Here is a 13,435-nt window from a genome sequence, read left to right on the forward strand (position 1 = left end):
TTTTTTCGCGGTAGTAGTGCGCAACTTTCTACTACAAAACGTTTGGAGCACTCGGCCATAGGCCGACGGGGAACCTCATGACGCAAGCCAATAACGCCGTATACACCGATCTGAGTGTTGACGATCTGGTCAAAGAAGCCCTGCAGCGCGGTGAAGGCGTGCTTGCCGATACTGGCGCGCTGGTCGTAGAAACCGGTCATCGCACCGGTCGTTCGCCGGTTGACCGTTTCATCGTTGAAGAGCCTTCCACCCAGGACGCCATTGCCTGGGGCCCGATCAACCGCAAGTTCCCGGCCGACAAGTTCGATGCTCTGTGGGCTCGCGTCGAGGCCTTCAACAACGCGCAAGAGCATTTCGTTTCCCATGTTCACGTAGGGGCTGCAGAAGACCACTACCTGGCCGTGAAAATGACCACCCAGACTGCCTGGCAGAACCTGTTCGGTCGTTGCCTGTTCATCAACCCGGCCCAGTACAACCCGGCCGGTCGTGACGAGTGGCAAGTGCTCAACGTGGCCAACTTCGAGTGCGTGCCAGAGCGTGACGGCACCAACTCCGACGGTTGCGTGATCCTCAACTTCGCCCAGAAAAAAGTACTGATTGCCGGCATGCGTTACGCCGGTGAAATGAAAAAAGCCATGTTCTCGGTGCAGAACTTCCTGCTGCCGGCTGCTGACGTGCTGCCAATGCACTGCGCCGCCAACATTGGCGAAGCAGGCGACGTGACCCTGTTCTTTGGTCTGTCCGGCACTGGCAAGACCACCCTGTCGGCCGACGAAAGCCGTTACCTGATCGGTGACGACGAGCACGGCTGGGGCGAAGGCGTGGTGTTCAACATCGAAGGCGGTTGCTATGCCAAGTGCATCGACCTGTCCGAGAAGAACGAGCCCGTTATCTGGAAAGCCATCAAGCATGGCGCGGTGCTGGAAAACGTCGTGATCGACGAGGCCAAGCACGCCGACTACGCCGACGTCAGCCTGACCCAGAACAGCCGTGCCGCCTACCCGCTGGAGCACGTTGCCAAGCGTTCCGAAAAGAACCTGGGCGGCGAGCCAAACGCGGTGATCTTCCTGACTTGCGACCTGACCGGCGTACTGCCGCCTGTGTCGATCCTCAGCGAAGAACAAGCGGCCTACCACTTCCTGTCCGGCTACACCGCTCTGGTGGGCTCGACCGAAATGGGTTCGGGCAGCGGCATTAAGTCGACGTTCTCCACCTGCTTCGGCGCACCGTTCTTCCCGCGCCCGGCCGGCGAATACGCAGAGCTTCTGATCAAGCGCATCCGTGGTTTCGGCTCCAAGGTCTACCTGGTCAACACCGGCTGGACCGGCGGCGGCTACGGCGTCGGCAAACGCTTCAACATCCCGACCACTCGCGGCGTGATTGCAGCGATCCAGAGCGGCGCGTTGATCGGTGCGCAAACCGAACACCTGGACACCATCAACCTCGACGTGCCATTGGCCGTACCGGGCGTTGAAACCGGCCTGTTGAACCCACGCAACACCTGGGCTGACAAGGCTGCCTACGACGAAGCGGCGAAGGCGCTGGCTGGCCTGTTCATCGAAAACTTCAAGAAGTTTGAAGTCAGCGATGCGATCAAGGCGGCGGGTCCTAAGTTGTAAGATTCGCTGGTTGTAAAAAAGCCGCCTCTTAAGCAGGCGGCTTTTTTATGGGCGAACGATTAGTCGGCGATGTGCAGTACCACTGCACCGACCAGCACCAGCACGACGCCTGCCACCTGCACCGCTGACAATTGTTCCTTGAAAAACACAAACCCCAGGATCGCCGCAATCCCTCCCGACAGCGTACTGATCACCGTCACCACCGACACCGAGCCGGCCATCGCGCCCCACGAAAACGCCGAGAACCCGCCGAGGTTCATCAAGCTCGCACCGGTCAACGTCGCGCAGTTTTTCAGTGGCGGGATCTTCAGGCCATCCTTGATCTTCAGCACCATCACCACCAGCACGCACAGGCCCACGAGGTAACCCAGCCACAACATGCTGATCGGCCCCAACGCCGGCAGTGTGTAGCGGCCTTGCAGCCAGAAACTGGTGCCGTACAAGGTTGCGGCGAACATGGCGTAGGCAATCGACAGGCGCGGGTTGTTGTGGGGCGTACCGTTGTCCTCGTGGATGCTGGACAGCACAACGCCGATCACGCACAAAGCGATGCAGCCCAGTTGTACCAGGCTGATGGGCTCACCGCTGGCCCAGGACAGCAGAGTGGTCACCACTCCATACGACGTCACCAGCGGCGCGACGATGGCCGCTTTGCCCAAGGCAAAGGCTTTGGACAGCGCAAGCGCGCCGGACACCGTCAGCAGGGCGGCGGCGATACCCAGGAGCCAGACGCTTAAAGGCGCACCAAGGGATTTGAAAAAGAAGGCCGGGAAAATGACCAGCAGGAGCGTCATGATCAAAAAGCCAAGCGCTTGGCCGAAATACACTGCGCGTTTAACGCCAACGGCGCGGGCGTTGAGGCCCACCAGAAAGTCCGTGCCGCCCCAGAGCAGGGCGGCCAGCAGGCCCATTGTTACGTCCATGTAAGGTCCTTGTTTGTATACCGATCGCCAGCTTGGCGCAGTCCCAATGTGGGAGCGGGCTTGCTCGCGAATGCAATGTATCTGTAACGTAAATATTGGCTGACACGCCGCATTCGCGAGCAAGCCCGCTCCCACATTTTGTGCTCAGTGTTGCTCAGGTCAGCTAAGGTTTTCCAGCGTTTGCGTGTCCCAGCTATGGGTCTTGATCGCCAGGTAGAGCATGCCGATGGTCAACGGGATCTTGTCGCCACGGCCTTTGGCGCGACGCTTCAGGAACACGTCGAACACCGGCGGCTGGAAGTAACGATAAGCGTCGTAGTCGCTTAGGTCGACCCGGAAATCCTGTTCCAGCGCCTCCATGAATTGCTTGGCCTCAACGCCATCGCAAGCAAGGTCGAAGTTGAGCGAGGTTTGCAGGCTAATGGTCTTGTGTTTCGGCAGACCGATTTCTTCATGCAGCAATTGCAGGAGTTGCTGCATGACAGGGTCTTCGGGGAAGTTGGGGGCCAGGTTCATGGTTGGGGTGCGTAGGAGTGGGTGAGGAGGCTTTTTACGTTGCAGGCGGTATTTGTTTCGCGTGATGAAGAGAGCCAAGCCTATCAAAAACAAGGCCAGGGGAAGAAGTTGAATGTTCAGGACAATGGCGATGTAGGGTAGCCAGAACAACAGAAGCAGTCCCGTTACGATGAAGGTAACGGCGAAACGCGTTCTTAACGTGCAGTCAGTGATTTTGTAATACAGCAGCAGATGGAGAGCGAATAATAGCGCTGTTTGTAGGTAAAGCCATTGACTAAAATTCATCTGGAGTACACATGCATTGAGACGCTTGAGCGCTGCGGGCCTATGCCACCGCTGACCTGAGCATCCAGGCCAATGACGATGTCTGCGCTGTGAAAGTTGCGGATCCTGCGATAAATCAAGTTGATAGGAGGTTATTTTCAGTCGGCTACGCGTAACTGGTATAGAGGGTTGAACGGGTATTTGAAGCAGTTTGGGAAACGGACGACGTGACGTTTGGCGGTGTCTTACAAAAGCCTCCGGCATTTATGGCTTGCAACGATGTAATGGGTAAAGCTGATCAATTGTAGGAGCGAGCTTGCTCGCGAAAAACTCAGGGGCGCCGCGTTTTTTCTGATTTACCGCGTCATCGTTGGCGATTTTCGCGAGCAAGCTCGCTCCTACACAGGTGTTGCTTAGACTTGCGCTTGTTCAGGTTGCAGCTGAACGTGTTGCGCGGCTTCCAACAAATCACAGCCGTCCTGAACGAGCAGGTACAGCGCATTAATGATGTGGGAAATGTCTTTGAGGTCGGCGTGGTCGAAGGTCAGGCAGGAGAAGGTTTCCAGTAAGTCGCTGGCAGCGCGGATACGCTGGTGGGCGGCCGATTGGATATCTTCAGCTTTGGCTGCAGTGTCTATGACAAGAGGGTGGGTGGCGGTGAAGTTGGTGCGTAGCTGACGATAGCGGTCCATCGTTTCAGGTATTTGCATTTGAACGTACTCGGTTTGCTGTTAGGTAACCGACATCACCGTGGCCAAACGGTGGGTGGCGGACTGTGCGCGGGTTGGCCAGCCGGAAACAGCAATCCGACACGTCCGAAGACGTCCCACACACAGCCGCCATAGCAGTGCGTTACGAGACGATAGACGCTCGCAAGGCAAGTAATGGCACTTATGTGTGCTGTTTTCAGGTGACCAAACCCGGTCGCTGAATTGGCAGCGACGAGCCGAACCTTAAAAGTGAGTTTGTTCTCGAGCAATAAACAGATAGTTTAGTCGTTCGAAGTTCGATCAAGCACTCAGAGGCCTACCGATACACCGCTCAAAAATCGCTTCCAATCCCCGATAGTCACACGCCACCGCGTCAATATTCGCGGGTATCCAGGCCGCATGTTTTACCAGCCACCAATTCACCGAAAACCCCGCATTCACGATGATCTGTTCAAACAGGATCCGCTGCGCCCGTCCATTCCCCTCGCGGAAGGGGTGAATGACGTTCAGGTCGCCATAAGCTTCAGCGATTTGGCGCACAAGATCAGCCTGAGTCGCACCGACATACCAATTGGCGTCTTGCATATGCCGGACGATTTTCGCCGCTTCTGGTGGAATACGCTCCGGGGTGCAAAACAGCGTGTCGCCTTTCTGGATGTTGACGCTGCGCAGTTCGCCGGCCCAGTCATAAATGTCACCGAACAGTATGCGGTGAATGTGTTGCAGGCGATCAAGGTCGTAGGGCGGCGGAAAGAGTGGAAGGTTGCCTATGGCGATTTCGGATAATTCCCGCTCGGCCTGGTGCAGGCGTGCTTCATCGAGTAAATCGAGGCGGTTGCGCAGGATGCTGCTACTGGGATAGCAGTACGGGTCCTGGCCCACCCCGTATTTGTCGAGCATCAGCGTGAGGTGTTGCGGTACTTGGCAAGGACGGCTTCGCGTGTCGGCAGGGGTTTGTCGACGTCGGTCGGTTGGGTATCGAACCCTTCCAGGCGCAGGCTGGCCAGGTAATTGGAACGGCGGATCTTGTGATAGTGATCCTGTTTTTGCTCAAACGTCAGTTCGCTCATCGCTGCGTCCTCTTGGAAAGCAAGGCTTGATTGTAGCGCAATGCGTAGCTCGGTAGGCGGGATAAAAACCCCGTCACAATCTGTATAAAAAATCTGCCAGCGAGCTCATTTCAGCGTATGTTTCACCGCAAAATCTTGTAGGGCGATTCCGCCCACTACTTAAAGGGAGTTAAGCATGGGTTTGCTGCGTGTCGCCTCGGCGATGTCTTTGTGTGCGGTGGCGTTTTCTGTCCAGGCCGAGCAGTTGCCGATTGAGGTGCTGAGCGCGGTGGTCAAGGACCAGAAAATCGCCGATGCCGAAGTTTTGCTGCAACGTAACGGCGCACAGAACGTGGTGGGCCGTACCAACGCGCAAGGCCAGGTCACGCTGACCAGTGAGGCGGCTGACGATGCCAGCAACCTGCTGATCATCAAGAAGCCTGGCTATTCCAACCTGGTGGTGAAGTGCCCGTGCAAGGGCATGACCTATGCCATCAGCCCGGTGATGGAAAACCTCGACGGCCTGCGTGTGGTGTTGACCTGGGGCAGGGCTCCGCGCGACCTCGACTCCCATATGATCTTCCCCGGCAATAACATCTTCTTCAACAATAAAAAGGGCACCGACGCCGAACTGGACGTGGATGACACCGACAGCTATGGCCCGGAGACCATCACCCTGCAGAAAAAGCATTACGGCGAAAGCTACGTCTATGCCGTGCACGACTATTCCAACAGTGGCTCTCCCACCTCCAGCGAGTTGTCCAACAGTGAGGCCAAGGTGTTCGTGTATATGGGGCAATCCCTGGTACGCACCTACTATGTGCCGCAGAACCGCACCGGCAACCTGTGGACCGTATTCCGCATGACCGGCAGTGGTGACTTCCAGGACATCAACACCTTCACCGGCGTGAGAGTCGGCGCCGAAGATGTGCTCAACGAGGTCAAGCCGTTGCTGGATGACAGCGTGGCCGTCACCGCCGTGACGGTGAGCTCGTCGGTACAGGCCGATGCGAAAAAGCTGAACCTCAAGGGCGAAGCGGCCTACCAGGCCGGTAACCTGGACCAGTCCATCGACTTCTTCCGTCAAGCCATCGAGCTGGATAACAGCTTCGGCAAGGCTTACGGCAACCTGGGCCTGGCGTATCAGAAAGCCGGCAATACTGCGGAGTCGATCTGGGCCAACCGCAAGGCTATCGCCCTGGCCACCGGTACCAATGCCGCGACCGTGCGTGCCGGTGCCTACTACAACATTGCACGCATCTATGAAGCGGCCGGCCAGTTCCCGGATGCGTTGCGTCATTACCAGTTGGCCAAAGAGCAAAAGGCCAACCCGGTGTATGACACGGCGATTGAGCGGGTGCAGAACCGCTGATTCAGCTGTAGCTCGGTTGTGAAATGTGGGGGAGGGCCCGCCAGCTCCCACATTTTTGTCTGCTACGTCCTGCTACTTTCTCGGAAAATTCCCACTTCGGCCCTGGGCCATCCCTCCCCCTGTGTATCATCCTGTCTCTTTTTTCCTTGCGACCTTTCTCGATTCGCCGAACTTACTGGGCTACGTTTTTAAGCCACGTTCAGCGGTCAATGGAGTGACAGCCTTATGCACGACACCCTCCAGCAGGTCTTTGGTTACCCACACTTTCGCTTGGGCCAGGAAGAGACGGTCAGCGCCGTGCTGGCTGGGCGTTCTGCCGCCGCCATTTTCCCTACGGGGTCGGGCAAATCCTTGTGTTACCAGTTGTCGGCCGTGTTGCTGCCGCACCTGACGCTGGTGGTGTCGCCGTTGCTGGCATTGATGCAGGACCAGTTGGGTTTCCTGCAGCGCCATGGCATTTCGGCGGGCAGTATCGATTCGGCCCAGAGCCGTGATGAAGCCAATGATGTCATGGCCCGTGCGCGATCGGGCGAGCTCAAGATCCTGATGATTTCCGTGGAGCGTTTGAAGAACGAGCGTTTCCGTAATTTCCTGAACAGCGTGCAGATCTCGTTGCTGGTGGTGGACGAGGCGCACTGTATTTCCGAATGGGGCCACAACTTCCGCCCGGATTATTTGAAACTGCCGGACTACCAGCGCCAGTTCAACATCCCGCAGGCGCTATTGCTGACGGCCACGGCCACACCCAAGGTGATCGCCGACATGCAGGCCAAGTTCGCCATTGCTGCCGAGGATGTGGTGACCACGGGCTTCTATCGCTCCAACCTCAACCTGCTGGTGGAACCGGTCAGCGGCCACGACAAACGCCGCAGGCTGGTGGAGTGGATGAAAGCGCGGGCCAACCAGCCGAGTATCGTCTACGTCACCTTGCAGAAAACCGCCGAGCAGATTGCCGAGCATCTGAACCGCCACGGCATTCAGGCCGAGGCTTATCACGCGGGGTTACCCCACGAAAAGCGCGAAGGCATCCAGCAGCGTTTCATGGGCGGGCGTTCCAATTGCACTGTCGCAACCATCGCGTTTGGCATGGGCATCGACAAGAGTGACATCCGCAATGTCGTGCACTTCGACTTGCCCAAGTCCATCGAGAACTACAGCCAGGAGATCGGCCGCGCCGGGCGTGACGGGCAGCCGTCGGATTGCCTGGTGTTGGCCAACCGCGACAGCCTCAATGTGCTGGAAAACTTTGTGTACGGTGACACGCCGGAGCAGGAAGGCATTCGTCGTGTGCTGGAGGAGTTGCAGGCCGCGCGTAGCGAAGGGCAGTGGGAGTTCTTGCTCAGGTCGCTGTCGGACCACAGCAATATTCGCGAGCTGCCGCTCAAGACGCTCCTGGTGCAATTGGAGCTCAAGGGCGTGATCGCACCGCGCTATGCGTTTTATGCGGAATACCGGTTCAAATACCTGATCGAGCCCGAGGCCTTGCTGGCGCGCTTTTCTGGCGAACGGCAGCAGTTTGTCGCGGCGATCATCCAGGTATGCAAGCGCGCTAAAACCTGGGCGACGGTGGATTTCGACGCGCTTTATCAACAGCACAATGCCGAACGCAGCCGGGTGGTGAAGGCGCTGGATTATTTTCAGGAGCAGGGCCTGATCGAGCTCGAAAGCAAGCAGATGACTGAGGTCTACAGTTTGCTCGACACCGATTTTGACCCGCAGGCGCTAAGCGCCGAGTTATACACAGGCTTCAAGCAGCATGAGGTGACGGAGGTCGCGCGGATCCACACTATGCTCGACCTGTTCGCCACTGAGCACTGCCTGGGGCAACGCCTGGCGCGCTACTTTGGTGATGAAAATGCGCCCCAGCGTTGCGGGCATTGTTCGGTATGCCACGGCCAGGTCGCCCATCTGCCGGCGCCGCCGAGCCTGCCGCCGCTTGTGGATAAAAACTTCATGGGGCTGTGCGGTGATTTTATCCACAGGCATCATGAGCACACGGGGCACTTGCCGAATGCGGAGCGTTTGACGCGTTTCCTTGGCGGTATCAGCGTACCGTTGTTTACCAAGTTGAAGGCGCGGGGCATTCCCGGTTTTGCTGCGCTGGAAGACTATCCCTACGCCGAGGTGCGCGACTGGGCCCATGCTCAATTGGATCAACTTTGACGAGACTTGCCGATGCCTGACTCAACGCCTGTGCGCGACGATTACCGCCACTTCCAGCCGATCACCACGCGTTGGCACGACAACGATGCCTACGGCCATGTGAATAACGTCACCTACTACAGCTTCTTCGACACCGCCGTTAATACCTACCTGATCGAACAGGGCGGGCTGGATATTCATGACGGTGAGGTGGTGGGGTTTGTGGTGAGTTCGGCCTGCGATTACTTCGCCTCGATTGCTTTCCCTGAGCGCATTGAAATCGGCCTGCGGGTAGGCAAGCTGGGCAATAGCTCGGTGCAGTATGAACTGGCGGTATTCAAGGCGGGCGAGCAGGAGGCGTGTGCGGCGGGGCGCTTTGTCCATGTGTTTGTGGACCGAGCGTCGAACCAGCCAGTGCCGATTCCGGGGATGTTGCGCGAGGCGATGCAGCGCTTGGTAGTTTGAGGCACCTACAAGCAACCCAGACCAAATGTGGGAGCCGGGCTTGCCCGCGATGGCGCAGTATCAGGCAATACCTCTAAACCTGATTCACTGCTATCGCGGGCAAGCCCGGCTCCCACACTGGATGTGTTCGTCAGAGCACGTATTGATCAGTCGCGATAACGATGCTTGTTCTTGCGATGCCCATAGGCATGGCCGCGGCCTGGGTGGCCATCGCGGTAGTAGCGACGATCGTCACGGTCGCGATCGCGGTAATGGCGGCTGTCGCGATCACTTTCGTTACCCATGTAGTTGCCCAGCGCGCCGCCCGCGCCACCGCCGGCTGCTGAGCCGACCAATGCACCGGTACTGCCGCCGACGCTGCGACCCAAGACGTTGCCGCCGGCTGCGCCCAGTGCGCCACCGATGGCGGCTTCGCCACGGCTACGCTTGTCTGCGCCGACCGCGCTACCGCCAGCGCCGCCCAGGGCCGCGCCGATGGTCGAACCGGTATTGCCGCCCAACTGCTGGCCGACAACGGAACCTAGAACCCCACCCAATGCGCCGCCTACACCGGCTTCGGTGGTGCCGCCAGCCATGGCTGCGCCACTGACCAGGCCAAGGGACAACAAGAGAATCGAGGAGAACTTCATTCAGGGAAACCTCAAGGGATGACGGCGCGATCCTGAGGTTGTATCGAGCCGCTGACAATCGAAATCCGACCGGCGGCAGAGGTTGTATACAATTTGCTAAGTTACTGTTTTGTATCGGGAACTTAAGTCGTTTTTACAGGTCTTTAACTACTTCGGAAGGGCCGCTTTTATGCAAAAGCGGCCCTTTTTTTGTGCCTGCAGAATGTGCGGTGATTGTGCTGGCCTCTTCGCGGGCAAGCCCGCTCCCACACGGGGATGGGTTCACAATTGAGAATGTGTGAACCGATCTAATGTGGGAGTGGGCTTGCCCGCGAAAGCGGTAGTTCAAGCAACACATATCTCGGATCAAGTCAGGCCGAGCGCGCCATGATCAACCCACTGTCACTCGCCGCTTCCAAGCGAATCGCAACAAACTTCGACGTTGGCGTATGGCTACCGTCGCCAGTGCTTTCCAATGGCACCAACGGGTTCACTTCCGGGTAGTAAGCCGCCGCCTGACCCGCCGGAATATCAAACGCCAGCAGCGTAAAGCCTTTCACACGGCGCTCACGACCGTCTTCCCACAGCGACACGATGTCTGCCTTCTGCCCCGGCTTGAAGCCCAGGCGGATGATGTCGGCTTCGTTGACGAACAGCACGTCACGCTGGCCTTTGACCCCGCGATAACGGTCGTCCAGGCCATAGATGGTGGTGTTGTACTGATCATGGGAGCGCATCGACTGCATGATTAGGTCCGGCACCCGGCCCGTGGCGTGGGTGCGTTCGTGGATCAGGTCTTTGGGCAAGATGTTCGGGCGGAAGTTGGCGCGGCCCGACGGGGTGTTCCAACGGCGTGCGCCGGCGGAGTTGCCCAGGTAGAAGCCACCTGGGTGTTTGATCTTCTCGTTGAAGTCCTTGAAGCCTGGGATGGTGTCGGCGATCAGGTCGCGGATGCGCCCGTAGTCAGCCACCAGCCAGTTCCAATCCACGGGCTTGCTGCCCAGGGTGGCGGCAGCAATGCCCGCCAGGATCGCCGGCTCGGACTTCATCAGTTTCGACAACGGTTGCAGTTGGCCGTTGGAGCCGTGGACCATGCTGAACGAGTCTTCCACCGTCACCGCTTGCGGGCCGTCGGCCTGAATGTCGATGTCGGTGCGGCCCAGGCACGGCAGGATCAACGCGTCTTTACCGTGCATCAGGTGGCTGCGGTTGAGCTTGGTGCTGATCTGCACGGTCAGGTCGCAATTGCGCAGCGCTTCGAAGGTGCGCGTGCTGTCTGGCGTGGCTTGGGCAAAGTTGCCGCCCAGGCCGATAAAGACTTTGGAGCGGCCTTCAAGCATGGCGTGAATCGCTTCCACCACGTTGTGGCCGTTGTCTCGCGGCACCTGGAACTGGAAACGTCGCTCCAGCGCGTCCAGAAACGCCACCGGTGGGCGTTCGTTGATGCCCATGGTGCGGTCGCCCTGCACGTTACTGTGGCCACGCACCGGGCACAGCCCTGCGCCTGGGCGGCCAATATTGCCGCACAGCAGCATCAGGTTGGCGATTTCCTGGATGGTCGGCACCGAGTGCCGGTGCTGGGTAATCCCCATCGCCCAGCACATGATCACATTCTTGCCTTTGGCGTACATGCGCGCCGCTTGCTCGATCTCCACCAGGGTCAGGCCGGACTGCTCGACGATTTCCTCCCAGGAGGTGTCGTCGATCTGGCCCAGGTATTCCAGGACGTTGGCGGTGTGTTCGTTGAGGAAGTCGTGGTCGAACACTGCTTCCTTGCCTTCGGCCAGGGCTTGGCGTTCCCACAGCAGCAGGAATTTGGCCATGCCACGCAAGATCGCCATGTCGCCACCCAATGCCGGGCGGAAGTAGGCGGTGTTGGTTGGCTTGTCGCCGTTGGTGAGCATTTCCAGCGGATGTTGGGGGTGCTGGAAGCGCTCCAGGCCGCGCTCTTTCAGTGGGTTGATACACACCACCTGGGCGCCGCGCTTCACCGCTTCGCGCAGAGGCTCGAGCATGCGTGGGTGGTTGGTGCCAGGGTTCTGGCCCCAGACGAAAATGGCATCGGCATGCTCGAAGTCATCAAAGGTCACGGTGCCTTTGCCCACGCCCACGCTCTGCGCCAGGGCTACACCGCTGGCTTCGTGGCACATGTTGGAGCAGTCCGGGAAGTTGTTGGTGCCATAGGCGCGTACAAACAGCTGGTACAGGTAGGCAGCTTCGTTGCTGGCGCGGCCCGAGGTGTAGAACTCGGCCATGTTCGGGCTGGGCAACGCGTTGAGGTGCTTGCCGACCAGGTCGAAGGCGGCTTCCCAACTGATGGGCGTGTAGCGATCGGTCTGGGCGTCATAGCGCATCGGCTCGGTCAGGCGGCCCTGATATTCCAGCCAATAGTCGCTTTGTTCCAGCAAAGCCGTGACGCTGTGCTTGGCGAAGAAGGCCGCATCGACGCGGCGCTTGGTGGCTTCCCAGTTGACTGCCTTGGCGCCGTTTTCGCAGAACTTGACCATGCCGCTTTCCGGTGAGTCGCCCCAGGCGCAGCCCGGGCAGTCGAAGCCGCCGTTCTGGTTGGTCTTGAGCATCATGCGCAGGTTTTTCAGGGCGTTGTCGCTGGTCAGCCAGGCTTGCGCCACGCTGATCAGGGCGCCCCAGCCACCGGCTGGGCCTTTGTAGGGCTTGTAGCGTGGGGTTGGGGTCTGGTCGGCTTGGTGGTGAAGGCTCATGGCTGGTGCTCCATCGCAGGGCTATAGACCCGTGGCGCGCTTTTTTGCGGCAGGTGGATGAGGTTGAGGTTGTGCCGGCGCGCCCATTGCAGGGCCAGGCCGGTGGGCGACGACAGGCTGACCAGAGTCTGGATGCCCGCGCGCAAAACTTTCTGAATCAATTCCAGGCTGCAGCGGCTGGTAACAATCGCCAGGCCGCCGTCGGTCGGAATCTTTTGGCGGATCAACGCGCCAATCAATTTATCCAGAGCGTTATGCCGACCGATGTCTTCGCGACCCATCAGCAATTCGCCCTGGCTATTCATAAACACTGCCGCATGCACGGCACCGCTGTGTTGGCCCAGGGGTTGGAATGCGCTGATACGCTGGCGCAGGCCATCGAGCCACTGCGCCGGCGGCAAGGGCGCGCCGGGCAGTACCTGGAGGTCGGGCAATGCTTGCTCTACCGCTTCCACGCCACACAGGCCACAGCCGCTGGTGCCCGCCAATTGGCGGCGTTGCTGCTTGAGGTTCCAGAACGCACGGCTGGAAACCTGTACCTGGGCGTACTGGGCTGCGCCTGAACCGCTGATTTTCAGGTCATAAATGTCGTTAACGTCGGTGATAATGCCGCTGCCGAGGCTGAAACCTACAATGAAGTCTTCCAGGTCCGTAGGCGTCACCAGCATCACCGCCTGGCTGATATCGTTATAGGCAATCGCCAGCGCCACTTCTTCGGCCAGCGCAGTGCTGGCGACTTCTGTGTGTTCAAGATTGCAATAGTGATAGCTCTGGCTGGCGACGGGCGCGGTCGATTCAAGAGCGGGCGCCGCGCAGTGAGGGCGCTTGGCGTTCATGGGGCAGTACCACCGGCGGATTGATCAGTGTTTAGACTAGGCGCGACAAAGGGGCGCGTCTAATCGCCAGTATTGATCTATTGATAGAGGGCGTCGATCAAGGTTCACCCGCGTTTTCGTCGGGCTTATTCCAGGTAGGGTTGATTGGGATACTTTTGAGTCTTTAGCCAGTCTGGAACCCAAGTCGGCAGGACTGGTCTAGTCTTGGGCA

The 13,435-nt window shown here is 58.8% G+C and carries 12 protein-coding genes; 4 read left to right on the top strand and 8 right to left on the bottom strand.

Features of this window, described 5'->3' with window-relative positions:
* Positions 1 to 77: 77 nt before the first annotated feature.
* Positions 78 to 1,619, top strand: coding sequence for a phosphoenolpyruvate carboxykinase (locus QK296_RS03440; RefSeq protein ID WP_003187687.1), 1,542 nt, complete (start codon positions 78 to 80; stop codon positions 1,617 to 1,619).
* Positions 1,620 to 1,678: 59 nt separating this feature from the next.
* Here the strand turns inward: QK296_RS03440 and QK296_RS03445 are convergent, their stop codons facing one another.
* The 5 genes from QK296_RS03445 to QK296_RS03465 form a co-directional block, all read right to left on the bottom strand.
* Positions 1,679 to 2,542 carry a DMT family transporter gene (locus QK296_RS03445; RefSeq protein ID WP_282390605.1) on the bottom strand — a complete coding sequence of 288 codons (864 nt, stop codon included), beginning with the start codon at positions 2,540 to 2,542 and terminating at the stop codon, positions 1,679 to 1,681.
* A gap of 159 nt (positions 2,543 to 2,701) precedes the next feature.
* The gene (locus QK296_RS03450) at positions 2,702 to 3,058 is read right to left on the bottom strand and encodes a DUF1493 family protein (protein WP_003187689.1); all 357 of its coding nucleotides are present in this window, start codon (positions 3,056 to 3,058) and stop codon (positions 2,702 to 2,704) included.
* Positions 3,059 to 3,735: 677 nt separating this feature from the next.
* A complete protein-coding gene (locus tag QK296_RS03455; protein ID WP_034134657.1) occupies positions 3,736 to 4,032 on the bottom strand; it encodes a hypothetical protein in 297 nt (98 codons plus the stop codon).
* A 300-nt stretch (positions 4,033 to 4,332) separates the two neighbouring features.
* Entirely contained in the window at positions 4,333 to 4,932 is a 600-nt protein-coding gene (locus QK296_RS03460) for a putative adenosine monophosphate-protein transferase Fic (protein WP_034134658.1), read from the bottom strand.
* Positions 4,932 to 5,102 carry a YhfG family protein gene (locus QK296_RS03465; protein ID WP_003187692.1) on the bottom strand — a complete coding sequence of 57 codons (171 nt, stop codon included), beginning with the start codon at positions 5,100 to 5,102 and terminating at the stop codon, positions 4,932 to 4,934. The genes QK296_RS03460 and QK296_RS03465 overlap by 1 nt, the downstream gene beginning before the upstream one ends.
* A 175-nt stretch (positions 5,103 to 5,277) precedes the next feature.
* On the opposite strand from QK296_RS03465, the gene QK296_RS03470 reads away from it, so the two are divergent.
* The 3 genes from QK296_RS03470 (at position 5,278) to QK296_RS03480 (ending at position 9,060) form a co-directional block, all read left to right on the top strand.
* Positions 5,278 to 6,453, top strand: a complete 1,176-nt coding sequence (locus tag QK296_RS03470; RefSeq protein ID WP_003187694.1) for a tetratricopeptide repeat protein — start codon at positions 5,278 to 5,280, stop codon at positions 6,451 to 6,453.
* 225 nt (positions 6,454 to 6,678) lie between these two features.
* The gene (locus tag QK296_RS03475; protein ID WP_282390606.1) at positions 6,679 to 8,616 is read left to right on the top strand and encodes a RecQ family ATP-dependent DNA helicase; all 1,938 of its coding nucleotides are present in this window, start codon (positions 6,679 to 6,681) and stop codon (positions 8,614 to 8,616) included.
* Between the two features lie 12 nt (positions 8,617 to 8,628).
* On the top strand, positions 8,629 to 9,060 hold the full coding sequence (locus QK296_RS03480) for a thioesterase family protein (protein ID WP_032894109.1): 432 nt from the start codon (positions 8,629 to 8,631) through the stop codon (positions 9,058 to 9,060).
* 146 nt (positions 9,061 to 9,206) lie between these two features.
* Here the strand turns inward: QK296_RS03480 and QK296_RS03485 are convergent, their stop codons facing one another.
* The 3 genes from QK296_RS03485 to fdhD all read right to left on the bottom strand — a co-directional run bounded on the left by QK296_RS03485 (position 9,207) and on the right by fdhD (position 13,224).
* Entirely contained in the window at positions 9,207 to 9,689 is a 483-nt protein-coding gene (locus QK296_RS03485; protein ID WP_003187699.1) for a glycine zipper domain-containing protein, read from the bottom strand.
* A 350-nt stretch (positions 9,690 to 10,039) separates the two neighbouring features.
* Positions 10,040 to 12,388 carry an FdhF/YdeP family oxidoreductase gene (locus tag QK296_RS03490; protein WP_137205011.1) on the bottom strand — a complete coding sequence of 783 codons (2,349 nt, stop codon included), beginning with the start codon at positions 12,386 to 12,388 and terminating at the stop codon, positions 10,040 to 10,042.
* Positions 12,385 to 13,224, bottom strand: coding sequence for a formate dehydrogenase accessory sulfurtransferase FdhD (gene fdhD / locus QK296_RS03495; protein ID WP_003187702.1), 840 nt, complete (start codon positions 13,222 to 13,224; stop codon positions 12,385 to 12,387). The genes QK296_RS03490 and fdhD overlap by 4 nt, the downstream gene beginning before the upstream one ends.
* Between the last annotated feature and the right edge of the window lie 211 nt (positions 13,225 to 13,435).

The sequence above is a fragment of the Pseudomonas sp. AL10 genome, from assembly GCF_029960685.1.
GTDB classification, from domain to species: domain Bacteria; phylum Pseudomonadota; class Gammaproteobacteria; order Pseudomonadales; family Pseudomonadaceae; genus Aquipseudomonas; species Aquipseudomonas lactis.

Excerpts from the sequence above, each read along its gene's own strand:
- QK296_RS03440 (WP_003187687.1), top strand. The coding sequence starts at position 78 with ATGACGCAAGCCAATAACGCCGTATACACCGATCTGAGTGTTGACGAT.
- QK296_RS03465 (WP_003187692.1), bottom strand. The coding sequence starts at position 5,102 with ATGAGCGAACTGACGTTTGAGCAAAAACAGGATCACTATCACAAGATC.
- QK296_RS03455 (WP_034134657.1), bottom strand. The coding sequence starts at position 4,032 with ATGCAAATACCTGAAACGATGGACCGCTATCGTCAGCTACGCACCAAC.
- QK296_RS03450 (WP_003187689.1), bottom strand. The coding sequence starts at position 3,058 with ATGAACCTGGCCCCCAACTTCCCCGAAGACCCTGTCATGCAGCAACTC.
- QK296_RS03445 (WP_282390605.1), bottom strand. The coding sequence starts at position 2,542 with ATGGACGTAACAATGGGCCTGCTGGCCGCCCTGCTCTGGGGCGGCACG.
- fdhD (WP_003187702.1), bottom strand. The coding sequence starts at position 13,224 with ATGAACGCCAAGCGCCCTCACTGCGCGGCGCCCGCTCTTGAATCGACC.
- QK296_RS03490 (WP_137205011.1), bottom strand. The coding sequence starts at position 12,388 with ATGAGCCTTCACCACCAAGCCGACCAGACCCCAACCCCACGCTACAAG.
- QK296_RS03470 (WP_003187694.1), top strand. The coding sequence starts at position 5,278 with ATGGGTTTGCTGCGTGTCGCCTCGGCGATGTCTTTGTGTGCGGTGGCG.
- QK296_RS03475 (WP_282390606.1), top strand. The coding sequence starts at position 6,679 with ATGCACGACACCCTCCAGCAGGTCTTTGGTTACCCACACTTTCGCTTG.
- QK296_RS03485 (WP_003187699.1), bottom strand. The coding sequence starts at position 9,689 with ATGAAGTTCTCCTCGATTCTCTTGTTGTCCCTTGGCCTGGTCAGTGGC.
- QK296_RS03460 (WP_034134658.1), bottom strand. The coding sequence starts at position 4,932 with ATGCTCGACAAATACGGGGTGGGCCAGGACCCGTACTGCTATCCCAGT.
- QK296_RS03480 (WP_032894109.1), top strand. The coding sequence starts at position 8,629 with ATGCCTGACTCAACGCCTGTGCGCGACGATTACCGCCACTTCCAGCCG.